This window comes from Streptomyces sp. NPDC001108 (genome assembly GCF_053598535.1).
The window spans coordinates 189,817-213,970 of record NZ_JBSFKL010000002.1 but is presented as its reverse complement, the minus strand read 5'-3'; the positions used below and the strand labels follow the sequence as shown (position 1 = coordinate 213,970).

At 74.2% G+C, this 24,154-nt stretch carries 16 protein-coding genes; 8 read left to right on the top strand and 8 right to left on the bottom strand.

Annotation, left to right across the window (positions count from 1 at the left end):
• The first annotated feature begins 104 nt into the window (after nucleotides 1–104).
• Nucleotides 105–1,070: a zinc-binding dehydrogenase gene (locus ACWC97_RS05750; RefSeq protein WP_450647647.1), complete on the top strand. Its 966-nt coding sequence runs from the start codon at nucleotides 105–107 to the stop codon at nucleotides 1,068–1,070.
• Nucleotides 1,071–1,102: 32 nt separating this feature from the next.
• Complete coding sequence (locus tag ACWC97_RS05745) at nucleotides 1,103–2,557, top strand: cellulase family glycosylhydrolase (protein ID WP_450647645.1); 1,455 nt, start codon at nucleotides 1,103–1,105, stop codon at nucleotides 2,555–2,557.
• Between the two features lie 69 nt (nucleotides 2,558–2,626).
• On the opposite strand, the gene ACWC97_RS05740 is transcribed toward ACWC97_RS05745, so the two are convergent.
• Together ACWC97_RS05740 and ACWC97_RS05735 are read right to left on the bottom strand one after the other, a co-directional pair.
• On the bottom strand, nucleotides 2,627–3,622 hold the full coding sequence (locus tag ACWC97_RS05740) for a helix-turn-helix transcriptional regulator (RefSeq protein WP_450647643.1): 996 nt from the start codon (nucleotides 3,620–3,622) through the stop codon (nucleotides 2,627–2,629).
• Between the two features lies 1 nt (nucleotide 3,623).
• A complete protein-coding gene (locus ACWC97_RS05735) occupies nucleotides 3,624–4,499 on the bottom strand; it encodes a DUF4097 family beta strand repeat-containing protein (protein ID WP_352277093.1) in 876 nt (291 codons plus the stop codon).
• A 161-nt stretch (nucleotides 4,500–4,660) separates the two neighbouring features.
• Between ACWC97_RS05735 and ACWC97_RS05730 the strand changes: the two genes are divergently transcribed.
• Nucleotides 4,661–5,503, top strand: a complete 843-nt coding sequence (locus ACWC97_RS05730) for a hypothetical protein (RefSeq protein ID WP_450647641.1) — start codon at nucleotides 4,661–4,663, stop codon at nucleotides 5,501–5,503.
• 19 nt (nucleotides 5,504–5,522) lie between these two features.
• Here ACWC97_RS05730 and ACWC97_RS05725 read toward each other — a convergent pair whose 3' ends face one another.
• Nucleotides 5,523–5,702: a DUF6104 family protein gene (locus tag ACWC97_RS05725; RefSeq protein ID WP_128557595.1), complete on the bottom strand. Its 180-nt coding sequence runs from the start codon at nucleotides 5,700–5,702 to the stop codon at nucleotides 5,523–5,525.
• A 187-nt stretch (nucleotides 5,703–5,889) separates the two neighbouring features.
• On the opposite strand from ACWC97_RS05725, the gene ACWC97_RS05720 reads away from it, so the two are divergent.
• The 5 genes from ACWC97_RS05720 (at nucleotide 5,890) to fxsT (ending at nucleotide 15,882) form a co-directional block, all read left to right on the top strand.
• Nucleotides 5,890–6,318 (top strand): CU044_2847 family protein, encoded by a 429-nt coding sequence (locus ACWC97_RS05720; RefSeq protein WP_450647639.1) that lies wholly within the window; start codon nucleotides 5,890–5,892, stop codon nucleotides 6,316–6,318.
• A complete protein-coding gene (locus ACWC97_RS05715; protein ID WP_450647637.1) occupies nucleotides 6,315–8,393 on the top strand; it encodes a VMAP-C domain-containing protein in 2,079 nt (692 codons plus the stop codon). Before ACWC97_RS05720 ends, ACWC97_RS05715 begins: the two co-directional genes overlap by 4 nt.
• 29 nt (nucleotides 8,394–8,422) lie before the next feature.
• Entirely contained in the window at nucleotides 8,423–9,433 is a 1,011-nt protein-coding gene (locus ACWC97_RS05710) for an AAA family ATPase (RefSeq protein WP_352277098.1), read from the top strand.
• Nucleotides 9,434–9,440: 7 nt separating this feature from the next.
• On the top strand, nucleotides 9,441–12,734 hold the full coding sequence (locus ACWC97_RS05705) for an SAV_2336 N-terminal domain-related protein (protein ID WP_450647635.1): 3,294 nt from the start codon (nucleotides 9,441–9,443) through the stop codon (nucleotides 12,732–12,734).
• 154 nt (nucleotides 12,735–12,888) lie between these two features.
• Nucleotides 12,889–15,882, top strand: a complete 2,994-nt coding sequence (gene fxsT / locus ACWC97_RS05700) for an FxSxx-COOH system tetratricopeptide repeat protein (RefSeq protein WP_352277101.1) — start codon at nucleotides 12,889–12,891, stop codon at nucleotides 15,880–15,882.
• Nucleotides 15,883–16,026: 144 nt separating this feature from the next.
• Here the strand turns inward: fxsT and ACWC97_RS05695 are convergent, their stop codons facing one another.
• From ACWC97_RS05695 to ACWC97_RS05675, 5 genes are all read right to left on the bottom strand, one after another.
• The gene (locus tag ACWC97_RS05695; protein ID WP_450647632.1) at nucleotides 16,027–19,827 is read right to left on the bottom strand and encodes a multifunctional oxoglutarate decarboxylase/oxoglutarate dehydrogenase thiamine pyrophosphate-binding subunit/dihydrolipoyllysine-residue succinyltransferase subunit; all 3,801 of its coding nucleotides are present in this window, start codon (nucleotides 19,825–19,827) and stop codon (nucleotides 16,027–16,029) included.
• A gap of 258 nt (nucleotides 19,828–20,085) precedes the next feature.
• The gene (locus tag ACWC97_RS05690) at nucleotides 20,086–21,162 is read right to left on the bottom strand and encodes a HAMP domain-containing sensor histidine kinase (RefSeq protein ID WP_352277104.1); all 1,077 of its coding nucleotides are present in this window, start codon (nucleotides 21,160–21,162) and stop codon (nucleotides 20,086–20,088) included.
• On the bottom strand, nucleotides 21,159–21,896 hold the full coding sequence (locus ACWC97_RS05685; RefSeq protein WP_352277106.1) for a response regulator transcription factor: 738 nt from the start codon (nucleotides 21,894–21,896) through the stop codon (nucleotides 21,159–21,161). The genes ACWC97_RS05690 and ACWC97_RS05685 overlap by 4 nt, the downstream gene beginning before the upstream one ends.
• 225 nt (nucleotides 21,897–22,121) lie before the next feature.
• Complete coding sequence (locus tag ACWC97_RS05680) at nucleotides 22,122–22,814, bottom strand: spermidine synthase (RefSeq protein WP_450647630.1); 693 nt, start codon at nucleotides 22,812–22,814, stop codon at nucleotides 22,122–22,124.
• 73 nt (nucleotides 22,815–22,887) lie between these two features.
• Nucleotides 22,888–23,490 (bottom strand): hypothetical protein, encoded by a 603-nt coding sequence (locus tag ACWC97_RS05675; protein ID WP_450648184.1) that lies wholly within the window; start codon nucleotides 23,488–23,490, stop codon nucleotides 22,888–22,890.
• Between the last annotated feature and the right edge of the window lie 664 nt (nucleotides 23,491–24,154).

The window sequence follows — 24,154 nt, the reverse complement described above, 5'->3', positions numbered from 1 at the left end:
GGCCCGGCCCCCTCACCCGCGCCGCGCGGGAGATCCACCCCGCGCGGCGCGCGTCACACCCGCGGCCGGTTACGCCCCGCCGCGCCCCGGCCTATCGTCGGGTCATGTTCGCCGCCTACGCCTCCCGCATCGACCGCGACCGCCCCCTCGACGGCCTCGAACTGGGCGAACGCCCGGCCCCCGAGGCACGCCCCGGCTGGACCACCGTCACCGTCCGGGCCGCCTCCCTCAACCACCACGACCTCTGGTCCCTGCGCGGCGTCGGCCTCGCCGAGGACAAGCTGCCGATGATCCTCGGCTGCGACGCCGCCGGAGTCGACCAGGACGGCAACGAGGTCGTCCTGCACTCCGTCATCGGCCAGAGCGGCCACGGGGTCGGCCCGGACGAGCCCCGCTCCATCCTCACCGAGCGCTACCAGGGCACCTTCGCCGAACAGGTCACCGTCCCCACCTGGAACGTGCTGCCCAAGCCGAAGGAGCTCAGCTTCGAGCAGGCCGCCTGCCTGCCGACCGCCTGGCTCACCGCGTACCGGATGCTCTTCACCAACGCCGGGGTGCGCCCCGGCGACTCGGTACTCGTCCAGGGCGCGGGCGGCGGCGTCGCCACCGCCGCGATCGTGCTCGGCCGGGCCGCCGGACTGCGGATCTACGCCACCAGCCGCGACGAGGCCAAGCGGAAGCGCGCCGTCGAGCTGGGCGCCCTCGAAGCCTTCGAGCCGGGCGCACGGCTGCCGCAGCGGGTCGACGCGGTCATCGAGACGGTCGGCGCGGCCACCTGGTCCCACTCCGTGAAGTCGCTGCGTCCCGGCGGCACCCTGGTCATCTCCGGCGCGACCAGCGGCGACCGGCCCTCGCACGCCGAGCTGACCCGGATCTTCTTCCTGGAGCTGAAGGTCGTCGGCTCGACCATGGGAAGCAAGGACGAGCTGGAGGACCTGCTGGCGTTCTGCGCGACCACCGGGGTCCGCCCGGTCATCGACAAGGTGCTGCCGCTGGACCGGGCCCGCGAGGGCTTCGAACGGCTGGCCGCGGGCGACCACTTCGGCAAGATTGTGCTCACCTGCTCTTGAGGTGTGACCGGTGAGCTGCTCTGATCTGCGCCATGCTGAAGCGGACGCGGATACGGGCGGCCACCGCCGCCACCTCGATCATGACGACCTTCGTGCTCGCGGCGGGGGCCCTCGCCCCCGCCGCCGAAGCACACCAGGCACCACCCGTACCAGCCACGCACCCCGCCCGGCCGGCGCCGTCCGACCGGGCCGGGATCCCCCCGCTCACCGACGACCGGGGCCGGACGCTCACCCTGCGCGGCTGGAACGTCGAGGACAAGGCGAACAGCGGTGACCGGGCCCTCACCGCCATCACCGAGAAGCACTTCCGCGACCTGCGGGCCAAGGGCTTCAATTTCGCCCGGCTGCTGATCTTCTGGGACGACCTGGAACCGCGCCGGGGCCACTACAGCGCCGAGTACCTGCGCCGGATCGGCCGGATCCTGGACTGGGCGCACACGTACGACATCCAGGTGCTGATCGACGCCCACCAGGACGTGTTCGGCCCGGCCTTCGGCCATCGCGGCATCCCCGCCTGGGCGACCCGTACCGACGGGCTGCCCTTCACCCCGCACCCCGACGACTGGTTCGGGGAGTACTTCGAACCGGCCGTGCAGCGCGCCTTCACCCACCTCTACGAGGACGCCGACCTCCAGCGGGCCCAGGCCGCCATGTGGCGGCTCCTCGCCGAGCGCTTCGGCCGCCACCCCGCCGTCCTCGGCTACGACCTGATCAACGAGCCCATGGGGGAGGTGCGCGAGGGCGAGGACCTGCCGACCGCCGCCCGCCGCATCGAGGCCCGGCAGCTCACCCCGATGTACAACCGGCTGGCCCGCGCCGTCCGCACGGTGGACCGGAGCAACTGGCTCTTCGTGGAGCCCACCCCGATCGTCGGCGAGGGCGTCCCCACCGGCCTCGGCGCGATCCGCGACCGCCGCACCGTCTACGCCCCGCACTTCTACAACACCGCGATGGAGGCGGGCGCCGACTACGACCCGGCGGCCGGCTGGATCGAGACGTACGAGGCCGCCGTCACCGCGTACCCCCGTGAGCGGCGGATGCCGGTCGTCGTCGGGGAGTGGGGTCCGCTGAACAACCGGCTGCCGATGATGGGCCGCTTCTACCGGGACGCGATGGCCTCGCTGAGCCGCTACAGCTCCGGCTGGGCGGGCTACGTGTGGTGCTACGGCGGCGGCTACTGCGCCCTGGACGGGAACGGGGACTTCGCCGCGAACAAGGAGCGGACCGCCACCCCGTACGCCCCCGCCGTCGCCGGAACCGTCCGCTCCGACACGTACGACGACACGGCGCGCGTCTACCGGCTCGCCTACACCGCGGGCCGGGGCGGGGCCACGGAGATCTCGCTGCCGCCGACCGCGGGGCGGTGGCGGGTGGCGGTCCAGGGCCGCGCCGAGGTCCGCCGGAACGGGGGAGAGGTGAGCGTCCGGGCCCGCCCCGGGACGCGCGTCACGGTGACGGTGACCGGGACGGGGCCCGCGTCGCGGTGACGGAGACGGCCCGGTCAGGGGCCGGAGAGCCGCCGCCCCCGGCCGGGAGCGGCGGCCGGGGGCGGGGCGTCAGCCGTGGTCGGCCGCCTTCCCGTCGGCGGCCCCGCCGTCACCGCGCAGCAGCGCGTCGATGCGGGCCGCCGCCGTCGCGAGGTGGCCCCGGGCCGCGGCGAACTGCTCCTCGGTGACCCCCCGGTCCCGGGCCGTGTCGCGGATGTCGTCGCGGAAGCGGTCCAGCAGCCGGTCCAGGTCGCGGGCCGGGTCGCCGGTGCGGGAGGTGTCCCGGCCCCAGTCGGGGTCGGCCCCGGCGGGGTCCGGCTTCACGTACGGGGACCAGTTGCCGGTACGGGCCAGGCCGCCCAGCTGGCCGGTGATCTCGGCCAGCCCGTCCCGTACGCCCGCCGGCCAGTCGCCGCGCGCGAAGTGGTCCTGCACCTGGCGGACGGCGTTCTGCATCTGCTCGCGCGCCCGGTCCTGGGCCTCCTTGGCCTGGCGGCGGGCCTGCTGGGCCTCCTCGCGGGCCCGGCGGGACTCGTCCTTCGCCCGGCGGGCCTGCTCCTTCCACTCCTGCTTGGCCCTGCGCAGCTCCTCCTTCGCCGCGCGCCACGCCTCGGTGTCGGTGAGGTCCCCGAGGTCGCCGAAGGGGTTCTCCCGGGGGCCCTTGCGGGCGGAGGTGTGCCGGGTCTCGTCCGCCGCCGCCCGCATCTCGCTGCGGAGCTTGCCCGCGGCACCGCGCACGTCGTCCCGTATCTCGGCGGCCAGCTCGGAGACCGACTCGCGGATCTCCAGCTCCAGGTCGGCCAGCTCGGCGGTGCGGCCGGCCAGCTCCTCGCGGCCCGCGTCGGTGATCGAATAGACCTTGCGACCGCCCTCGGTGGCGTGGGTGACGAGCCCCTCGGCCTCCAGCTTCGCCAGACGCGGATAGACCGTCCCCGCCGAGGGGGCGTACAGCCCCTGGAAGCGCTCCTCCAGGAGCCGGATCACCTCGTAGCCGTGGCGGGGCGCCTCGTCGAGCAGCTTCAGCAGATAGAGGCGGAGGCGGCCGTGGGCGAAAACGGGGGGCATGTCAGAGCACCTTTCCGGTCGGCTCGGCATCGTACGGGCCGTCCTCGGCCGGTGCGCCGTCCTCGGCCGAGGGGCGCCGGAGGAGGGCGATCGAGCCGGAGACGGTCGTCGCGCGCAGCTTCCCGGTCCCGGCGCCGAGCGTGCCGGTGATCTTCTTCGCGCCCCACTGGCCGCCGACCCGCAGGTCCTCGAAGCCGTTGGAGACGGAGCCGCTCGCGGTGTTGGCCTCCACCGTGGCGTCCGCCGGGTGCGGCAGCCGGATGGCGATCTCGCCGGAGACCGTGGTGAGCCGGATGTCCGTGGGCCGCCCGGTCGGGTCCAGGTCGAGGACCATGTTGCCGCTGACCGATTCCGCCTTCACGGCCGCCCCGGTGCCCTCGACCACCGTCAGATCGCCGGAGACCGAGTGGAAGCGCAGCTCGCCCGCGACCGACTGGGCCTCGACGCTGCCGGAGACCGTGTCGGCCAGGACCGGGCCGCCGAGCCCGACGAGCGTGGTGTCGCCGGTGACGCCCCGGACCTCGGTCCGGCCGTGGACGCCGGAGACGACGGCGCTCGCGCCGACCACCCCGACCTTCACCGCCGATCCGGCCGGCACGGCGAGCGAGACGACCGCGCTGCGCTGCCGGGCGCGGCGGTCGAACCACTTGAGGAAGTCCTGCCACGGCAGGTCCTCGTAGGCGACCGTGAGCGCCCCGCCCTCCTGGGTCACGATCAGCGGCGGCCCCTCGATCGAGGTGACCTCCAGCCGGGCGGTCGGCTCGTCGGTGCCCACCACGTTGACGGTGCCGCCGACGAGACGTACGTCGAGCGAGGTCACCGGGGCGTCGAAGGCCAGTTTCTGGGGCTCGGGGACGGCCCAGGTCGACACAGGCATGGATCTGACCTCCCAGGAACACGGAATGACGCAACATATCGCGTCTCTTGTTGAACACGATATATCGCGGCATGCGGAAGTCAAGGCCCGTCCCGTCCGCGGAACGACAGGGGTGCGGCAAATAGTGTCGAACCGGGGCGAGGTGCCCTAGCGTGTGAGCCATGAACGCGACATCCCCCGCCGGGGCGCTGCTGCTGTGCCGGGCCGAACCGGAGTCCGTGCGCCCGGTGGCCCATCTGCTGCGCGAGCGGATGCTGCTCGCCCCCGCCGGGGACGGCTGGTCCGTCCTGGTGCCCGAGGGGAAGCCCTGGCAGGGCGACGGTGCGGGAGAGGCGGACGTGGAGCCGGTCGACCGGGTGGTGGCCGGCTGGGCGACCGCGCTCGCGGTCGGCTCGACCTGGCCCGTGCTCGCCCTGTGGTGGGACGGCGACCGGGCCGGATACATCCTCGCGACGGGGTTCCGCCGCCCGGTCGGCTACGTCTGGCTCGCCGACGGCACCCCGGCCGGTGAGGACGAGGCCATGCGCACCTTCGCGGAGCGCCTCGGCCTCGATCCCGTACTGGACGTCCAGGCGCTCGAAGAGCTGACCCGGCCGGACGCGGACGCCGACGCCCGCATCCGGCTGCGCGGACTGGTCGCCGTGCTGACCAGGATCGGGCTGGTCCTGCCGCCCGGCCTCGACCCGGACACCCCCGGCGAGCGGCTGTACGCGGCGGCCGACGAACGGCCCGATGCGGAGGCGCTCGTCTGGACCGGCTGGCGGCGCGCGGTACGGGCCGAACTGGACGCGGTGGAGCGCGGGCGCCTCGGACCCTGGCTGCGCGGCCCCCGGGCCCGCGCGCTGGCCGCCGCCCAGATCGCCGCCGGGCTGCCGCTGGTCCTCCTGGGGATCCGGCGCGGCGGCGGCTGGGCGCTCGCGGGCACCCTGCTGGTGGCGCACGGCGCGCTCGGCCTCGCCTACGACCGGATCAGGGACGTCGAGGAGAGCGCCGGAACGCCTTGAGGGGAGCCGACGGGCGGGTCTAGTCCTCGTCCTCGTCGTCGAGACGGGCCAGCCAGGTCGCGAGGCGCTCGACCGGCACCTCGAAGTCGGGGTTGAGGTCGACGAACGTACGGAGCTGCTCGGCGAGCCACTCGAAGGTGACCTCCTCCTCGCCCCGGCGCTTCTCCAGCTCCTCGATGCCACGGTCGGTGAAGTACATGGCCACCAGCCTAATGCCTGGTGGCGGCCGTCCCGAGCGCGGCCGGGACGCGGCTCCGGGCCGTGCCCCGAGGTCCGTGCGGCGGTGTCCGGAACCGGTCGGCGGTGCCGTGGCGTCCTGCTCCGCACACCTCGCTTCGGTGGGCAACTGCCGTTAACCTGCGGGGAGTTGTGGAACGGGGGGTTTCATGGACGACGATGGTGCCCGGATCACGCGGATCGAGCTGCCCGACGGTACGGAGGTCTGGGCGCGGATCTCCGGCGCCGAGGAACCGGCCGGTGCCGGAGCGGGGCCGGCCTTCTCGGACATCGGCGCCGGGAACGTCGCCGACCGGATGCGGACCCGGGTCGAGGGGCTGCACTCCGTGGTGACCGGCGTCGCCCGCTCGCTCGCCGAACCACTGCGGGCGGTGCGGCCCGACACGGTCAGCGTCGAGTTCGGCATCGAGCTGACCGCGAGGGCGGGCAAGGTCGTCGGGCTCCTCGCGGACGGCGAGGCGAAGGGCTCCCTCAAGGTCACCCTGACCTGGAACGGCGGCCCGCCGCTCCTCGACCCGCCCGCCGGCGCACCGGCGGATCCGGACCGCACCGGGGCGGACGGCGGAAACGGGCCGTGACACCCCCGCCGGACGGGGGCGCGTGGCGGGACGGCGACGACCCCGAATCCGCGCTGACCGGCCTGGTACGGGACGCCACGGTCCGCATCCACCGGCCGGGGCCCGGGTGCGGGCCGGACGCGGAAGGGCACGACGGCGTCTTCCTGGGGAGCGGATTCTTCGTCGCCCCGGGCTGGGTCCTCACCTGCGCGCACGTCGCTACGGAGGGAAGGGGGCACCGGGTCGACGTGGTGTTCCGGACCGCCGGGGGCGAGTCCGTCCGGGTCGGCGGCACGGTCCGGGCCGCCCTGCCCGAGCGGCGGCCCGACCACGGCGGCTGGCCCCCGCCCGACCTGGCCCTCGTCCAACTGCTCCGCCCCGTCGAGCACCCCTGCGTGTACGTCAGCGAGCGCCCGACCGGTCTGCGGCGCGGAACGTACTACTTCGCGGGCTGGGCGGACGGCGGCGCCGGACCGCCCCGGCGGCTCGGCCGGGAGTGCCGGGTGGTCGGCACCCTCGACGACGGGGACGAGGACGACGCGCAGGTGCTGATCGAGGCGAGCCAGCTCTACCCCGGCATGTCCGGCGGGCCGCTGGTCGACCTGGCGCGCGGCGAGGTCGTCGGCGTCCTCAAGTCCCGGGCCACCGACACGGCCGGCGGCACCGCGATCGGGGTGGAGCGACTGCGGGCGCTGCCGGTGCCGGAACGGGCCGTCGAGGCCGAGCCGGACGACCTCTACCAGGCCGTGTTCCACGCCCACGACCGCTACCACGCCGACCGGCACAACAGCCCCGTCGACGACCGGGACACCTGGGTGGACGTCCAGCGGGACCTGGGCGCGGCGGCCGGTCCGGCGCTCACCCCGCAGCAGCGCGTCGACCTGCTGGGGCGGCTCGCCACGCTCCCGCCCCCGGTCAGCACCCGCGGCCTGCTCGACATCCTCGGCTCCCTCGGGCACACGCACCGCGCCTTCGGCGTTCCGGCCCCGCGCGGCTGGCGCGACGGGCTGGGCGTCCTGCACGACACCCGCGAGGGCGACGAGGCGCTGGAGCGGATCCTGCGCTACTGCGTGGCCGCCGCCACCGCCGAACGCCCCTACGTCCTGCCGTCCACCAAGCCCGCCGAGGACGCCCTGTGGGACTGGGTGGAGAAGGTGGCGGGCGGGCTGCGCCGGCCGTTCCGGGGCGAGCTGGCCCGGCTGCGGGAGCAGGACGCGCACCACCGGGCCCCGGCCGCCGACCCGGACCCCGCGCCGGTCCGGCCGCCCGCACCCGCGCTCGTCGCGCTGCACCTGGAGGCCCGCGCCTGGGAGCCGGACCGCTACGACTGGCGGGTGGTGGCCCGCCCGCACGACGAGGACCTCCCAGTGGCGGAGAACCACCGGGGCACCCGCCTCGACGAGCTCCCGGCCCGGCTCGCCGCCCCGCTCGGCAAGGCGTTCCGGATGTGCGACGAACCGGGCGGCCCCGCGGTCCTCCAGGTCGTGGCGGGCCCCGACCTGCTCGACCTGGAGGTGGACCGGTGGGAGCTGCCCGGGGACGGGCGCCCGCTCGGCGTCCAGCGTCCGGTCGTCGTGCACTGCCCGGAACCCGACCCGGACGACTCCTCCGCGTACGGGACGGACGAGGAGTACGAGGCGTACGAGGCGGAGCGCACGGCCCGCTGGGACCGCGTCCACACCGGCCCGGCGCGGGCCGCCGTCCTCGACTGCGACGACGGCCTCCGCGTCCCCCTGCTGTTGATGGCCGAGCTGCGCGGCCTGGAGCACCGCACCGTACCGGTGCTCTGCCGGTACGGCGGCCGGGACGACGCCCGGGGGCCCGAGTGGTTCGCCCGGCTGCTCGCCGCCGGCTACGGGGTGGCCCTGTGGCGGCGCCCCCGGGACGAACGGGCCGCCACCTGCGCGGAGTTCCACCTCCGGGTGGTCGACACGGTCGACGGGGCCGGGGGCGCCGCCCAGCTCCCACAGCGCGTCCGCGCACTGCGCGAAGGGGTGCGCGAGGGCCGCGTCGACACCTACTGGTCGGACGGCATCGCCCTGGTCTACGGACCCCCTCGGCCACCCGCCCCCGATCTCTTCCTGCAGGCGCCGTGATGCCCCCGAGCGAGGACGAGGAGACCGTCATGAGTGAACCCGGCGAATGGCTCATCTACCGAGGCGCGGGCGAACCGCACGACGGCATGAGCCAGTTGCCCCCGCCGCCGCCCTGGCGCGACTTCGCCGCGCGCGCGGAGGAGGCCGGCGGGGACGGGGACGGCTCCGCCGACCGTCGGCTCGGCGGCCACCGGGGCATCGCCGAACTCCACCGGCCCGGCGCCGAGGAGCTCGAAATGATCAACGCGGCGCTCTATCTGCGCCGCCCGCTCCTCGTCACCGGCGTCCCCGGCGCCGGAAAGAGCACCCTGGCCCACTCCGTCGCCCACGAGCTCGGCCTCGGCCGGGTCCTGCGCTGGCCGGTCGTCAGCCGGACCACCCTCCTCGACGGGCTCTACCACTACGACGCGATCGCCCGCCTCCAGGACGTCCAGATCGCCGCGCACGGCGACGCCGCCCCGGCCACCGAGGACGTCGGCAGCTACATCCGGCTCGGACCGCTCGGCACCGCGCTGCTCCCCTCCGACCGGCCCCGGGTGCTGCTCATCGACGAACTCGACAAGAGCGACATCGACCTGCCGAACGACCTGCTCAACGTGTTGGAGGAGGGCGAGTTCCGGATCCCCGAACTGGAACGGATCGCCGACCGGCTGCCCGGCGGCGAGGCCCGGGTCCTGGACGACGACGGCAACAAGGTCACGGTGCGCGACGGCCGGGTACGGTGCACGGCCTTCCCGTTCACCGTCCTCACCAGCAACGGCGAACGGGACTTCCCGGCCCCGCTGATGCGCCGCTGCATCCACCTGGAGCTCGGCCGCCCCGACCACCAGCGCCTGGCGACCTTCGTACGGGCCCACCTCGGCGACGACGCGGCGCGCGACGGCGACGAGCTGATCGCCCGGTTCCTGGAACGGTCGCGCACCGAACTCCTCGCCACCGACCAGCTGCTGAACGCGATCTACCTCACCGACGCCGCGGCCCCGGCCGGCCGCGACCGCCTCGCCGACCTGCTCATCCAGCGACTCGACCGGCCGAGGTGACGGGCCGATGGCGGGCACCGGGCCGGACGGCCCACCCCAGGAGCACGGCACCGACGACACCGGGCACTACCCCGCACTCGTCGCCCGGCTGCGCGCGGCCGGTCTCGACCCCGGCGTCGAGCAGCTCCGCGACGCCCTCTGGCTGGCCCGTTGGGCCCGGCCCCCGGCCGCGCCCCCGCAGCGGGAGGAGGCGAGCGGCGGTACGCGGGCCGACGCCCCACGACCGGCCCCCGCCCCGCCCCGCGCCACCACCCCGCACCCCGCACCCCCGCCCTCCGGCGGCCGACCCGGCCCGCCCGCCGCCGGCGCGGACCGGATCGCCCTCCACCCCGTACCGCGTCCCGGCCCCCCGGACGCCTCGGACGGCGGCGGTACGGGGCGCGGGGGAGCGCTCGCCTTCGGGGTGCCGGCCGCCCCGGCGTTCCCCGCCCCGCTCGAACTCCAGCGGGCCCTGCGGCCGTTGCGGCGCTACCGCCCCGCCGCGCCACCGATGCGCCGCACCCTCGACGAGACGGCCACCGCCGAACTCAGCGCCCGCGCGGGCGGACTGGTCATCCCGGTCTTCCGTGGCGAGGCGCGCGGAGAGGCGGTCCTCCAGTGCGTCATGGACGCCTCGTCCTCGATGCTGGTGTGGTGCCGGATGTTCGACGAACTCCTCCAGATATTCGGCCAGTTGGGGGCATTCCGGGACGTCCGGGCGCGCTATCTCCACCAGGGGCCGGACGGTGCCGCCGCCGTCAGCCGCAGCCCCGACCCGGCCGCCGCGCCCCTGCACTCGGCGGACCGGCTCAGCGATCCGACCGGCCGCCGCCTCACCGTACTGGTCAGCGACTGCGCCGGACCGCTCTGGCACAGCGGCCGGGCCCACCGCCTCCTCCACCACCTGGCCGCCCAGGCACCGGCCGCCGTGCTCCAGCCGCTCCCGCAGCGGATGTGGGGCCGCACCCGGCTCCCGGTCACCCGGGGCGCGCTCTCCCGGGGCGACGGACCCGGCGGCGCCGCCGTACTGAAGGTCGTGGAACACCCGGGCACCGCCCCGGCCACGTACCCCGGCGCCCTCGCCGTACCGGTGCTCCCGCCGGTCGCCGGGGCGCTGGCGGCCTGGGCGCGGCTGCTCTCCGGCACCGGCGCCGGGCGGACCTTCGGCGCCGTCGGCTGGGTACGGGCCGACCAGCCGCCCGCCGCCGCCCGGCGCGCCGGAACCGAACCCTCCCCGAGCCGGCTGGTCGACCGCTTCCGCGCGACGGCCTCGCCCGCCGCCGGACAGCTCGCCGTCCACCTCGCGGCCGCCCCCCTCCACCTCCCCGTCATGCAACTGGTGCAGCGCACGATGCTGCCGCACTCCGGCCCCTCCGAACTCGCCGAGGTCCTGCTCAGCGGGCTGCTGACCCGCAGCGGCACCGGCACCGCCCACGACGACCAGTGGTACGCCTTCGTCCCCGGCGCCCAGGAGGCGCTGCTCGGCTCGCTCGGCCGCGACGACGCCCTGCTCGTCCTCAAGCACTGCTCCCAGTACATCGAGCGGCGCTTCGGACGCGGCGGCCCCAACTTCCCGGCCCTGGCCCTCGCCCAGCTCGGCGAGGGCGGCCACCCCACGCTCCCCGGCGCCGGGGAGGGCGACGAGGGCGACCCGGAGAAGGACGGACCCCAGGTCCCGCGCCCCTTCGCCGAGGTCGCCGTCCGGGTGCTGGAACGCTTCATGCCGCTGCCCGGCGAGTTCGCCGCCCGGACCGGGCCCGGCGGGCACCCCGTACCCGGCGGTCCCACCGGCACGGCCGAGGAGGACGCCCGCGAACTGCTGCGGCGGTTCGAGTCGGAGGGCATGGTGCAGTACCTCATCGACGCCGTGCGGCTGCTGCGCGACGCCGTCGACGGCGAGGAGTCCGGGCCGTGGGCGCCGTACGCCCGGGCCGCCCTGCGGCTCTGGGAGGTCCGCGGCGGCGCCGAGCTGCTGGCCGAGGCCGAGCGCGCCGCCGAACGGGCCGCCGCACCCCCCGCCGCCCCGCACGAACGCGCCGTCCTCGCCGAGGTGCTGCACGCCGCCGCCGACGACCGGCGCAGGCGCGGCGACCGGCCCGGCGCACTGGAACTGCTGCGCCGCGCCGACCGCGAGTACACCGCCGCCTGCGCGGCCCCCGGCCTGGAACCCGCCGAGGCCCTGCGGCTCACCCTGGAACGGGTCCGGGCCCTGGAGGCGCAGTGGCGGCTCGACGGCGACACCGCGCCGCTCCAGAGCGCCTGCGGCATGCTGGAGGCGTTCGTCGACGGCCGGCCCGACCGGGCGGACCCGCCCACCGCCCTGCTGCTGGCCCACGGACGGACCCTGCTCCGACTCGCCGGGGCCACCGCCGACACCGCCCGGTCCCGGGCCCACGCCGCCCAGGCCGCCCGCTCCCTGCGCACCGCGTACGAGCGGGGCGGCTCCGGGCACACCACCGGGACCGCCCCCCGCGTCCTGCTCGACCTGGTGGACGCCCTGCTCGCCTCCGGCGCCCCACCGGACGAGGCCGCGGCCCTGGTCGACCGGGCCCTGGCCACCGAGGGCGAGGAGCGGCAGCGCGCCGCGCTGCGGATCCGGGCCGGCCGCATCCACGCCGCGCGGTACGAGGACACCGGCGACCCGGCCGGACTCACCGCCGCCGCCGAGTGGTTCGGCCGGGCCGCCCGGGACGTGACCCGCGACTCCCGCGCGTACGCCGACCTCCTCGCCGAATGGGGCGCCACCCTGCTGCGCCGGGCCGCACTGCCGGACGGGCGCCCGCACATCGGCGCCGCGATCCGGGTGCTGCGCGACTGCCGCGCCGAGACCGCGGCCGGCGGCGGACACCTCGCCGAGCGGCTGCTGCTGCTGGGCCGGGCACTGATGCTGCGCCACCGGGCCACCGACGACCGGGTCGACCTCCGCGAGGCCGAGCACCTCTTCGGCCTCGCGGCCGGTGAGGCCGCCACCCCGCTGACCCGGGCGCGCTGCTGGCTGGAGCTGGGCCGGGCCCACCTGGACGCCGCCCGGGTGCTCGACCGCCCGGCCCGGCTCGACGAGGCGGCCGAGGCGTTCCGGAGCGCCGCCGAGGCGGCCCGAACGGCCCAGGAGAAACCGGACAGCCACCAACTCCTCGAAGAAGCGATCGAATTGAGCGCTACAGCCGGTCACTGGAGGGGTATGACCTACGAGCGGGCAGGCCGCCCCCGGGCCGCCCGCGACGCCTACCGGGCGGCCCTGCGGGCCTGGCGCGAGCTGCCGGACGGCGGCGGCACGGCGGGCGCCGCGACCGCCGCCCGGCTCGCGGAGCTGGACCGCTGACCCGCCCGGCACCCCCGGGAACGGGCACCCTGCCCACCGGCCCTTCGCCCCGGGGGAACGGCGGCGGAAGAACGTCCGGACAGGGCCCCGGGACCGGCCCGGTGCCGCCCGGCCCGTACATCGACACACTCGATTCCCGTAGGGAGACGGTTCAATGCCCGGTACGCGCGAGGAAGCCGGAGCAACCGGGACGTCCACCGTCACCATCAGCTTCGCCGGATTCAACCGGGCCTGGGCGGCCTGGATCGCCGACCGGCTGGAGCGGCGCGGAACGGCGGTCGTCCGGCAGCGCTGGGACCCCCGGGCGGAGGTGCCGCTGGAGGAGCTGCTGCGCGATCTGACGCTCGCCCGGGGCCGGGTGCTCATCGTCCTCAGCGACTGGTACTTCCAGCTCGGCCCGCGCGGCCACGAGGAGTGGAACCGGGCCCTGCGCGCGGTCGTCGCCGCCGACCCGGACCGGTTCGCCGCCGTCAGCGTCACCACCGCCCCCCTGCCCGGCGCCACCTCCGTCCTCGCGGCGGCCGACCTGACCAACGTCGGCGCCGAGGAGGCCGAACGGCGGCTCCTGGCGCGCCTCGGCCTGCCCACCGACCCGCTGCCCGAACCGGCCGGCACCCGGCAGGGCCCCCGCTACCCGGCCGACCCCTCCGAGGTGTGGGGCGGGGTACCGCGCCGCAACATCCGCTTCACCGGCCGCGACGAACTGCTCAGCTCCGTCTACCGGACCCTCCAGGACGCCGGACCCGGCGCCGGGGTCGTCACCCTGCACGGCATGCCCGGCGCCGGCAAGACCCAGCTCGCCGCGGAGTACGTCTACCGCTTCGGCTCCGAGTACGACGTGGTCTGGTGGGTCCCCGCCGACCGCCGCGCCCTCTACCGCCAGAAACTCGCCGAACTCGCCCCCGAACTCGGGCTGTCCACCGGAGCCGAGTACGGTGAGCGGCTGCGCGCCGTCCACGACGCGCTGCGCCGCGGCGAACCGCACTCCCACTGGCTGCTGGTCCTCGACGGCGCCGACGAACCCGGCGACATCGGGGACCTGGTGCCCAGCGGACCCGGACACGTCCTGATCACCTCCCGCAACCGCAGATGGAGCGAGTACAACAGCCACCTCGTCGGGGTGCCGGTCTACTCGCGCGACGAGTCCGTCGCCTTCATCCGCCGCCGCGCCCCGAGGCTGAGCCGGGCCGAGGCCGGGCGCCTCGCCGAGGCCCTGGAGGACCTGCCGCTCCTCCTCGACCAGACCGGGGGCTGGCTCAACGACTCCGACATGTCCGTCGCGGAGTACGTACGGCTCCTGGACGGCGGCATCGACCAGGACGTCGTCAAGGTCTCCGCCGACTTCCCGCTCGCCTTCCAGACCGCCTGGTCGATCCTGCTGAACAAGCTCAAGGAGACCGTCCCGGAATCCGTCGACCTGCTCCGCCTGTGCAGCTTCTTCGCCCCCGGCTCCATCCCCGTACGGCTGCTGCGCAAGATGCCACCCGGCGAACTCCCCGAGCAGCTCTCCGGCCTGATGAACGATCCGCTGCTGTGGAACAGGGCGATCGGCCAGCTCCGCCAGTACTCCGTGGTCCGCCTGGAGTCCCACGAGACCGCCGACGAGGAGGCGTCGTCCGGCGAATCGCTCTACGTCCACCGCATGGTCCACCAGATCGTCGGCACGGACATGCCCGAACGCGACCGCCGCGAATTCGTCGACGTGGTCCGCCGGGCCCTCGTCGCCGCCGACCCCGGCCGCCCCATCGACACCCGGCTCTGGCCCGCCTACGCGGAGATCACCCCGCACCTGAAATGGGCCGACGTCCTCAACAGCACCGACCCCGCCGTACAGGTCCTGGTCCTCAACTGCCTGCGCTACCTCTACCTCTCCGGCGAGTACCAGGCCGGCATCAAGCTCGGCCGACGCGCCGTACGGGCCTGGCGGGAACTCCTCGGCGAGAACCACCCCCGCCTCTGGGACCTCACCTACAACTACGCCAACCTGCTGCGCGCCGTCGGCGACTACGCCGGGACGGAAGCCATCGAACGGGCCGCCGTCGACCGCCTCCGCGCCGAGCGCGGCGCCCACGACCTGGAGCACCTGCGCGCCGCCGGCGGCCTCGCCGCCGACCTGCGCGGCCTGGGCCGGTACGACGAGGCGCTGGAGATCTCCGGCTGGATCCTCGCCGCCTACCGCGAACTCCTGGGCGACCAGGACGCCCGGACCCTCAACGCCCAGAACAACCTGGCGGTCTCGCTCCGGCTGCTCGGCCGGTACGGGGAGTCCCTGGAGCTCAACCGCCGCACCCTGGACGCCCGGCGCCGGCTGCTGCGCCTGCGCCACACCTGGACCCTGGCCTCCGAGATCAACTACACCACCGACCTGCGCCTCCTCGGCCGGTACGGCGACGCCCTCTCGCTCCAGAACCAGAGCCTGCGGGTGCACCGCATGGTCCTCGGCCCCGACAACCCGCAGACCCTGCGGGCCGAGCACAACCTCGCCCTGTGCCACTACCGTTCCGGGGACCGGGAGCAGGCGTCGGCGCTCTTCACCCGGGCCCTGGAGCGCTGCGAGCGGGTCCTCGGCGAGGGCGACCCGCTGACCATGATGGTCGCCGCCACCCAGAGCTGCTTCGTCCGCCAGCACGGCGACATCGACCGGGCCCGGTCCATGAGCGAGGAGGTGATCGGGCGGTACGTCGCCATGCTCGGCGAGGACCACCCGTTCGTCGCGGGCACCCGGGCCAACCACGCCCTGATCCTGCGCAACGTCGGGGAACGGGACCGGGCCCACGAGCTGCTGGAGCACTCGCTCGCCGCGATGACCCGGGCCGTGGGCGAGAACCACCCGTGGAGCCTGGGCTGCGCGATCAACGCCTCGGCGCTGCGCAATCTGGTGGGCGACCCGGAGTCGGCGGCCGCCCTCACCGACCTGGTGGCCGTCCGGGCCGCCGAGGCCCTGGGCCGGACCCATCCGCTGACCCTCTCCGCCCGGATCGCGCACGCCGCGGACCTGCGCGGCCTGCGGGAACGGCAGCGCGCCGAGAAGATCGAGAGCGAGGCCCTGGAAGACCTCTCCGCGACCCTCGGTGCCCAGCACGTCCACACCGTCTCGGCCCGCTCCCGCACCCGCCCGTACTGGGACTTCGAACCCCCGGCCGTCTGACCGGGGACGACGGCCGCACGCCGAAGGGGCCCGCCCCCGCGATCGACTCGCGGGAACGGGCCCCCTTCCGTACGGCAGCGGGTCAGGACCTCTCGTCCGGATCATGCCGGGCTCGCTGAGCCGGCCTGATCCAAACGGAAGACCTTAGGCCTCGAAGACCTCGGCGACCAGCTGGGCCTGCTCGGCCTGGTGGCGCTTGGCCGAACCGACCGCCGGGGAGGAGCTGTGCGGCCGCGAGATGCGGCGCAGGCGCTCACCGTGCGGGACGTCGGCGCCGACGGCCAGGTCCAGGTGGTCGATCAGGTTCAGGGCGATGAACGGCCAGGCGCCCTGGTTGGCCGGCTCCTCCTGCGTCCAGAGGTACTTCTCGGCGTTCGGGTACTTGGCGATCTCGGCCTGGAGCTCGGCACCCGGCAGCGGGTACAGGCGCTCCAGCCGGATGATCGCGGTGTCCGTGACGCCGCGCTTGACCCGCTCGGCCTCCAGGTCGTAGAAGACCTTTCCGGCGCAGAAGACGACCTTGCGGACGTCGGCCGGGTTCACCGAGTCGTCGCCGATCACCGGGCGGAAGCCGCCGCTGGTGAACTCCTCCACCTTCGACGCGGCCGCCTTCAGACGGAGCATCGACTTCGGGGTGAAGACGATCAGCGGCTTGTGGTGCGGGTTGTGCACCTGCCACCGCAGGAGGTGGAAGTAGTTCGACGGCAGGGTCGGCATCGCGACCGTCATGTTGTTCTGCGCGCACAGCGTGAGGAAGCGCTCCGGGCGGGCGGACGAGTGGTCCGGGCCCTGGCCCTCGTAGCCGTGCGGCAGCAGCAGCGTGACGCCGGAGGTCTGGCCCCACTTCTGCTCGGCCGAGGAGATGAACTCGTCGACGACGGTCTGCGCGCCGTTGACGAAGTCACCGAACTGGGCCTCCCAGATGACCAGCGACTCGGGGCGGGCCAGCGAGTAGCCGTACTCGAAGCCCATCGCCGCGTACTCGCTGAGCAGCGAGTCGTAGACGTTGTAGCGGGCCTGGTCGTCGGCGAGGTAGAGCAGCGGGGTGTAGTCCTCGCCGGTCACCTGGTCGACGAGGACCGCGTGGCGCTGGCCGAAGGTGCCGCGGCGGGAGTCCTGGCCGGCGAGCCGGACCGGGGTGCCCTCCATCAGCAGCGAGCCGATGGCCAGGGTCTCGCCCATGCCCCAGTCGATCGTGCCGTTCTCCACCGAGGCCGCGCGGCGCTGCATCTGCGGCATCAGGCGGGGGTGGACGGTGATCCGCTCGGGGATGTTCACCTGGGACTCGGCGATGACCTTGACGACCTCCGGGGAGACCGCGGTGGTCACGGCGACCGGGAACTCCGGCTGGACCTCGGGCATGGACGCCGGGGCCGGCAGCGAGGTGGCCTCGCGGACCTCGGCGAAGACCTTCTCCAGCTGGCCCTGGAAGTCCTGGAGCGCCTGCTCGGCCTCTTCCAGGGTGATGTCGCCGCGACCGATGAGGGACTCGGTGTAGAGCTTGCGCACCGAGCGCTTCTTGTCGATCAGCGTGTACATCTGCGGGTTGGTGAACTCCGGGTTGTCGCCCTCGTTGTGACCGCGGCGGCGGTAGCAGATGAGGTCGATCACGACGTCCTTGTTGAAGGCCTGCCGGAACTCGAAGGCGAGCCGCGCGACGCGCACGACGGCCTCGGGGTCGTCCCCGTTGACGTGGATGATCGGCGCCTCGATCATGCGCGCCACGTCGGTGGCGTACATCGAGGAGCGCGAGGACTCCGGGGCGGCGGTGAAGCCGACCTGGTTGTTGATCACCACGTGCACGGTGCCGCCGGTGCGGTAGCCGCGCAGCTGCGACATGTTGAGCGTCTCGGCGACGACGCCCTGGCCCGCGAAGGCCGCGTCGCCGTGGAGCGCGATGGGCAGGACGGTGAAGTCCGTGCCGCCCTTGTTGATGATGTCCTGCTTGGCGCGGGCGATGCCCTCCAGGACCGGGTCCACCGCCTCCAGGTGCGAGGGGTTGGCGGCCAGCGAGACCTTGATCTGCTCGCCGTCCAGGCCGGTGAAGGTTCCCTCGGCGCCCAGGTGGTACTTGACGTCGCCGGAGCCGTGCATCGACCGGGGGTCGAGGTTGCCCTCGAACTCGCGGAAGATCTGCGCGTACGACTTGCCGACGATGTTCGCCAGGACGTTGAGCCGGCCGCGGTGGGCCATGCCGATGACGACCTCGTCGAGGCGGGCCTCGGCGGCGGAGTCGATGACCGCGTCGAGCAGCGGGATGACGGACTCGCCGCCCTCCAGCGAGAACCGCTTCTGGCCGACGTACTTGGTCTGCAGGAAGGTCTCGAACGCCTCGGCGGCGTTCAGCCGGCGCAGGATGCGCAGCTGCTCCTCGCGCTCCGGCTGCTGGGTGTGGGTGCGCTCCACCCGGTCCTGGATCCACTTGCGCTGCTTCGGGTCCTGGATGTGCATGAACTCGATGCCGGTGGTGCGGCAGTACGACTCGCGCAGCACGCCGAGGATGTCGCGGAGCTTCATCATCGACTTGCCGGCGAAGCCGCCGACCGCGAAGTCCCGCTCCAGGTCCCACAGGGTGAGGCCGTGCTCGGTGATGTCCAGGTCGGGGTGCTTGCGCTGGCGGTACTCCAGCGGGTCGGTGTCGGCCATGACGTGGCCGCGGACCCGGTAGGAGTGGATCAGCTCGAAGACCCGCGCGGCCTTGGTCACGTCGTTGTCGTGCGAGGCGTCGATGTCCGTGAGCCAGCGGACCGGCTCGTACGGGATGCGCAGCGACTTGAAGATCTCGTCGTAGAACTCGTTCTCGCCGAGCAGGAGCTGGGAGACGATCCGCAGGAACTCGCCGGAGGCGGCGCCCTGGATGACCCGGTGGTCGTACGTCGAGGTCAGCGTCATGACCTTGGAGATGCCCAGCTTGTTCAGGGTGTCCTGGGAGGTGCCCTGGAACTCGGCGGGGTAGTCCATCGCGCCGACGCCCATGATGAGGCCCTGACCGGGCATCAGGCGGGGCACCGAGTGGACGGTGCCGATGCCGCCGGGGTTGGTCAGCGAGGCGGTGACGCCGGTGAAGTCGTCCATGCCGAGCTTGCCGTTGCGGGCGCGGCGGACGATGTCCTCGTAGGCCTGCCAGAACTCGAAGAAGTTGAGCGTCTCGGCCTTCTTGATGGCCGCGACGACGAGCTGGCGGTCGCCGTTCGGCTTCACCAGGTCGATGGCGAGGCCGAGGTTCACGTGGTCCGGCTTGACCAGGGTCGGCTTGCCGTCCTTCACCGCGAAGGAGTGGTTCATCGACGGCATGGCCTTGAGGGCCTGCACCATCGCGTACCCGATGAGGTGGGTGAAGGAGATCTTCCCGCCCCGGGCGCGCTTCAGGTGGTTGTTGATGACGATGCGGTTGTCGAAGAGCAGCTTCACCGGGACGGCGCGCACGGACGTGGCCGTCGGCAGCTCCAGCGAGGCGTTCATGTTCTTCGCGACGGCGGCGGAGGGGCCGCGCAGCGTCACGTACTCGGTGCCGGCCGGGGCCTCGGCGGCCGGTGCGGCGGCGGGCTTGGCGGCGGCCGGTGCGGCGGCCTTCGCTGCCGGGGCCGGAGCGGCCTTCGCCGGGGCCGGGGCCGGGGCCGCCTTCGCCGGAGCGGGCGCGGCCGGTGCGGGGGCCTGCGCCGCCGGGGCGGGCACGGCCGGGGCCGGAGCGGAGGGGGTGGGGGTCACCGCGGCCCCTGCGGCCGGGGCGCCGGGAACGGGCTTGTCCGCCGTGCCGGACGTACCCGGCTTGTAATCGGCGAAGAAGTCCCACCAGGCGCGATCGACCGAACTGGGATCCTGGAGGTACTGCTGATAGATCTCGTCGACGAGCCACTCGTTGGGCCCGAAGGCAGCGGCCGGGTTCGACCCCGGGCCGGCTTGGTCGGTCGAGATGCTGGAGTTACTGGGGGACTGAGACGACACGGCGGCAACCGCCCTCTTCCGCTTCACAAGGTGATGGACAGCGGAAATCAAGGCTACGCCTCCCCGGCCGTAACACGCAGGCCGGGCCGGTCTTCGTCGCGCAAGTCACACTGGAAGGCGGGTTTCGGTGCAGGAATTGGCGGGAAACAAGCATGGTTCCGCTTCCCTTTGGGTACGCGGAACCACGGCTACGGCCCTTCGGGTCGCACCCCCTGGAACGGAACACGCAGAACGCGTCCCTCCGGTTCGAACCCTATGTCAACCTCGCTGCCGAGGTACCCCCGGAAGAGTGACCTGAATGCGGCAGCCGCGCTCGGATTCGGCCACCCCGATGCGTCCGCCATGCAGGTCCACCGCCCAGCGGGCGATCGCCAGGCCGAGACCGGTGCCGCCGTCACTGCCGGGCCCGTGCGGGGAGGGCACCGCGCCCCGGTTGAACCTCTCGAAGACCCGGTGGCGCTCCGCCTCCGGGATGCCCGGCCCCTCGTCCATGATCTCCAGCACCAGCGACTCCGGGGCGGGGCCGCGGCGGGCCAGCACCTGGACCCGGCCGTGCGGCGGGCTGTGCTTGACCGCGTTGTCGACCAGATTGGCCACCACCTGGTGCAGCCGCTCCGCGTCGGCGTACGCCGTCAGCTCCGGCGGCGAGACGTCGAGCGCCAGATGCACGTCCTTGCGGGTGTGGTTCCCCGAACCGGAGGCCAGCCCCCGGTGCGCGGCGGCGAGATTCGCCTCCTTCAGCACCCCCGACAGATAGGGCCACACCTCGAACCGCCCGGCCTTCAGCGTCACCACGCCGTTGTCCAGCCGGGACAGGTCCAGCAGCGTCTCCACCAGCCGCCCGAGCCGCTCCGTCTGCTTCAGGGCGGTGCGCATCGTCTCCGGATCGGCCGAGGACACCCCGTCCACGACGTTCTCCAGCACGGCTCTCAACGCCGCGATGGGGGTGCGCAATTCGTGCGAGACATTGGCGACCAGCTCCTTGCGGTGCCGGTCCACCGCCTCCAGGTCGTCCGCCATGCGGTTGATCGTCTGGGCCAGGTCGCCCAGCTCGTCGCGGCGGCCGGCGCCGCGCACCCGCCGGGTGTAGTCGCCGTGCGAGATAGACCGGGCCACGGTGGTCATCTCGTCCAGCGGCGCGGTCAGCCCGTGCGCCACGAACTGGGTGATCAGCAGGGTCGCGATCACCGAGAACACCGTGATGAACCGCAGCTCGGTCCTGGTGCGCACCGCCACCAGCAGCAGACCGGTGGTGATGAAGACCGAGAGCACGACGAGCGTGCTCATCTTCGCCTTGATCGAGAAGGGACGCAGGCCGGAGCCGGGCCGGGTCATGGAGCCGGCGTCTCCAGGGCGTATCCCACACCGTGCACGGTACGGATGCGCTCGGCGCCGATCTTCCGGCGCAGCGCCTTGATGTGGCTGTCGACGGTACGGGTGCCGGAGGCGTCCGCCCAGTCCCAGACCTCGGCCAGCAGCTGCTCCCGGGAGAGCACCGCGCGCGGCGTGTTGGCCAGACAGACCAGCAGGTCGAACTCGGTCGGCGTGAGGTGGACGTCGTCGGCGCGCACCCGGACCCGGCGCTGCGCGTGGTCGATCTCCAGTTCGCCCAGGCGCAGGATGCCGCTGCGCGGGGTCACCGCGGCCAGCGCGGCGCGCTCGACGCGGCGCAGCAGGACATGGACCCGGGCCGCCAGCTCGCGCATCGAGAACGGCTTGGTCATGTAGTCGTCGGCGCCCACGCCGAGGCCGACCAGCATGTCCGTCTCGTCGTCCCGGGCGGTCAGCATCAGCACCGGCACCGGGCGCTGGGCCTGCACCCGGCGGCAGACCTCCAGGCCGTCGAAGCCCGGCAGCATGATGTCGAGCACCATCAGATCGGGCTGCCACGCCTCGGCCGCGTCCACCGCGGCGGGCCCGTCGAGCGCGGTCTGCACGAGGAAGCCCTCGGCCCGCAGCCGGGCGGAGATGGCCTCGACGATCGTGGCGTCGTCCTCGACCACCAGCACCCGGCGCTGCGCGCCCGGGGTGGCCGCGACACCGGTCTGGGTGGTGTGTGTCTGTTCCATCGCCCCGCCCCTGCCCCGTTCTCACGGGGGCCATTCCCCCGGACGCACGGTCTTCGCTTGTGGATTTTCGTAGTGTCCCGATTACGGGTCGCCAGCGTAAAGGCAGCGACCCGCTCTCGGCTACGCAGGGTGTAACGCCCCGGCTGCGGGGAAGTGGCGTCCCGGCCGTCGCGCGATGCCCGGACACCGGGGCGCCGGGGGGGCGTGGAGGGCCGGTGGAGGGTCTCAGAGTGTCCGGAGTGCGAGATGCACCACGTCGGGAACACCTCGGGCAACGCTGACTTCTTCGGTTCTTACGCTGATGAATCCGGCATTTCGCAAGGCTTGTTCGAAGTCGGCGGACGGCTGTGCGGACCACACTGCGAGAACGCCGCCCGGTGTCAGCCGCTCCCGGCAGGCCGCCAGCCCGGCGGGGGAGTAGAGGGTGCCGTTGTCCTCGGTGACGGTCCAGTCCGGGCCGTTGTCGATGTCCAGGCACAGGGCGTCGTAACGGTCGGTAGTCGTACGCAGATACTCGACCAGATCGACCGTCAGGATGCCGGTCCGGGGGTCGGCGAGCGCCGCACCGGAGATCCCGGACAGCGGCCCCTCCCGGTGCCAGTCGACGATCGCCCGCTCCCGTTCGGCGACGGCGATCCGCCCCCAGCGCGGCTCGGCGGCGGCGCGGGCGAGCGAGAAGCCGACCCCGAGCCCGCCGATGAGCACGGACGGGGCCGTCCGGTCGGCGGGGAGCGCCGCCAGCGCCGCGTCGATCAGCAGCCGCTCGGACCGGCCGTCCGAGGTGTCCATCAGGAAGCACCCGTTGGCGATGATCTCGAAGTCGCCCCCCCGTCTGCGCAGGACCACCTCCCCGTACGGCCCGTCCCGGCGGTCGAGCGTGACGGGGGAGGAGTCATCGGTACGGGCGAAGTCGGGCATGGCATGGCTCTCCGGTCGTGGGGGCGGGGGTCCCCGCCATCCTGGCCTCTCGGCACGGCCCGGGGCCAGCCGGTTACCGGGACCGGCCCGGCCCGCGCACCGCGAGCAGCGCGGCCCCGGCCCCGTACGCCGCCAGCGCCACCGCCCAGGCCCCGGCCTCCGGGCCCGGCTGCAGCGGCCACGCCCAGAGCGCCGCCGCCCGGCCCGGCTCGTTCGGCGCGGCCAGGTAGACGGCGCTCCCGTACACCGTCATCGGCAGCCAGCTGGGCCGGGCGCCGAGCAGGGCGGCGGACGCCACGGTCACCCCCGTCGAGCCGAGCACGTTGCGCACCATGGCCGGGGCGCCGAACGCCTCCGGATGCCCCGGCACCGCCGCCGCCAACGCCCCCGCGGCCAGGGCGGTCGCCACCACCAGGTGCGCCAGCAGAAGCGGCCACCACCGCCGGGCGGCGGTCCGGTCCAGCTCCTCGGCGTGCGAGTGCAGCGCGGTGCCGATCGCCGCGGCGGCGAGCAGCGGGGCGAGCACGACGACCGGGGCGCGGGCGGTGTGGTCGAAGTGCGGCCGGTCCTGGAGCTGGTCCGCGGACCAGGCGGCCACGAGCACGACGCCCGCGAGGGCGGCCGCGGTGACGGGGAGCGCGCGGGAACGGAGATAGAGGAGGGACAGCGCGCTCACAGGGCCGGGACCCCGTTCGGCGAGCAGAACCTCGCGCAGCTCGGGCGAGTTCCGGTCGAGCGCGGCGCCGACGGACCTTCCCCCGGGGCGCAACAGCTTCACACCTCTTATATCGGGCGGAGCCGGCCCGATAGTTCACGGGCGGGGCGCCTTCTCCCCGTGCACCGCGCGGTACTCGGCCGCCAGCCAGGGGGCCAGGTCCTCGACGAGGGGCGTCAGGACCGCCGGGTCGGGGGAGGGGGGCGCGGCCGGTGCGGGCGGCGAGGCGCATCTGCGCGATCCGCTCGGGGCGGCCGGGGTAGTAGCGGGCGAACACCTCGGCCGACTCGGCCAGATCGCTGGTCCATCCCCGCCACCGCGGCATGACCAGGGTGAAACCGGTCCGGACCAGACGGCGGGCGACACCCCGGGAGAGGGCCAGGCGCTCGGCGTCCGTGGCGGCCCCGGCGACCCGGCGCCGCCGGAGCGGCAGGGCGAGGCCCAGGTCCCCGTTGGTCTCGCGGGCGAGCAGGGGCGTCGGACGGTAGGCGGGCAGCCGTGCGGCGAGGTCCTCGCCCAGCAGCGGGGTGCAGAGGCAGGCGACGAAGAAGCCGAGGTCGTGGCGTTCCAGGCGGCTGGTGAGGGTGGCGGCGTCGTGGAGCAGCGCCCCGACCCCGTCGATCTG

What these genes read in the sequence shown, in the direction of transcription:
- ACWC97_RS05750 (WP_450647647.1), top strand. Translation starts at nt 105, where the DNA reads ATGTTCGCCGCCTACGCCTCCCGCATCGACCGCGACCGCCCCCTCGAC.
- ACWC97_RS05745 (WP_450647645.1), top strand. Translation starts at nt 1,103, where the DNA reads ATGCTGAAGCGGACGCGGATACGGGCGGCCACCGCCGCCACCTCGATC.
- ACWC97_RS05740 (WP_450647643.1), bottom strand. Translation starts at nt 3,622, where the DNA reads ATGCCCCCCGTTTTCGCCCACGGCCGCCTCCGCCTCTATCTGCTGAAG.
- ACWC97_RS05735 (WP_352277093.1), bottom strand. Translation starts at nt 4,499, where the DNA reads ATGCCTGTGTCGACCTGGGCCGTCCCCGAGCCCCAGAAACTGGCCTTC.
- ACWC97_RS05730 (WP_450647641.1), top strand. Translation starts at nt 4,661, where the DNA reads ATGAACGCGACATCCCCCGCCGGGGCGCTGCTGCTGTGCCGGGCCGAA.
- ACWC97_RS05725 (WP_128557595.1), bottom strand. Translation starts at nt 5,702, where the DNA reads ATGTACTTCACCGACCGTGGCATCGAGGAGCTGGAGAAGCGCCGGGGC.
- ACWC97_RS05720 (WP_450647639.1), top strand. Translation starts at nt 5,890, where the DNA reads ATGGACGACGATGGTGCCCGGATCACGCGGATCGAGCTGCCCGACGGT.
- ACWC97_RS05710 (WP_352277098.1), top strand. Translation starts at nt 8,423, where the DNA reads ATGAGTGAACCCGGCGAATGGCTCATCTACCGAGGCGCGGGCGAACCG.
- ACWC97_RS05705 (WP_450647635.1), top strand. Translation starts at nt 9,441, where the DNA reads ATGGCGGGCACCGGGCCGGACGGCCCACCCCAGGAGCACGGCACCGAC.
- fxsT (WP_352277101.1), top strand. Translation starts at nt 12,889, where the DNA reads ATGCCCGGTACGCGCGAGGAAGCCGGAGCAACCGGGACGTCCACCGTC.
- ACWC97_RS05690 (WP_352277104.1), bottom strand. Translation starts at nt 21,162, where the DNA reads ATGACCCGGCCCGGCTCCGGCCTGCGTCCCTTCTCGATCAAGGCGAAG.
- ACWC97_RS05685 (WP_352277106.1), bottom strand. Translation starts at nt 21,896, where the DNA reads ATGGAACAGACACACACCACCCAGACCGGTGTCGCGGCCACCCCGGGC.
- ACWC97_RS05680 (WP_450647630.1), bottom strand. Translation starts at nt 22,814, where the DNA reads ATGCCCGACTTCGCCCGTACCGATGACTCCTCCCCCGTCACGCTCGAC.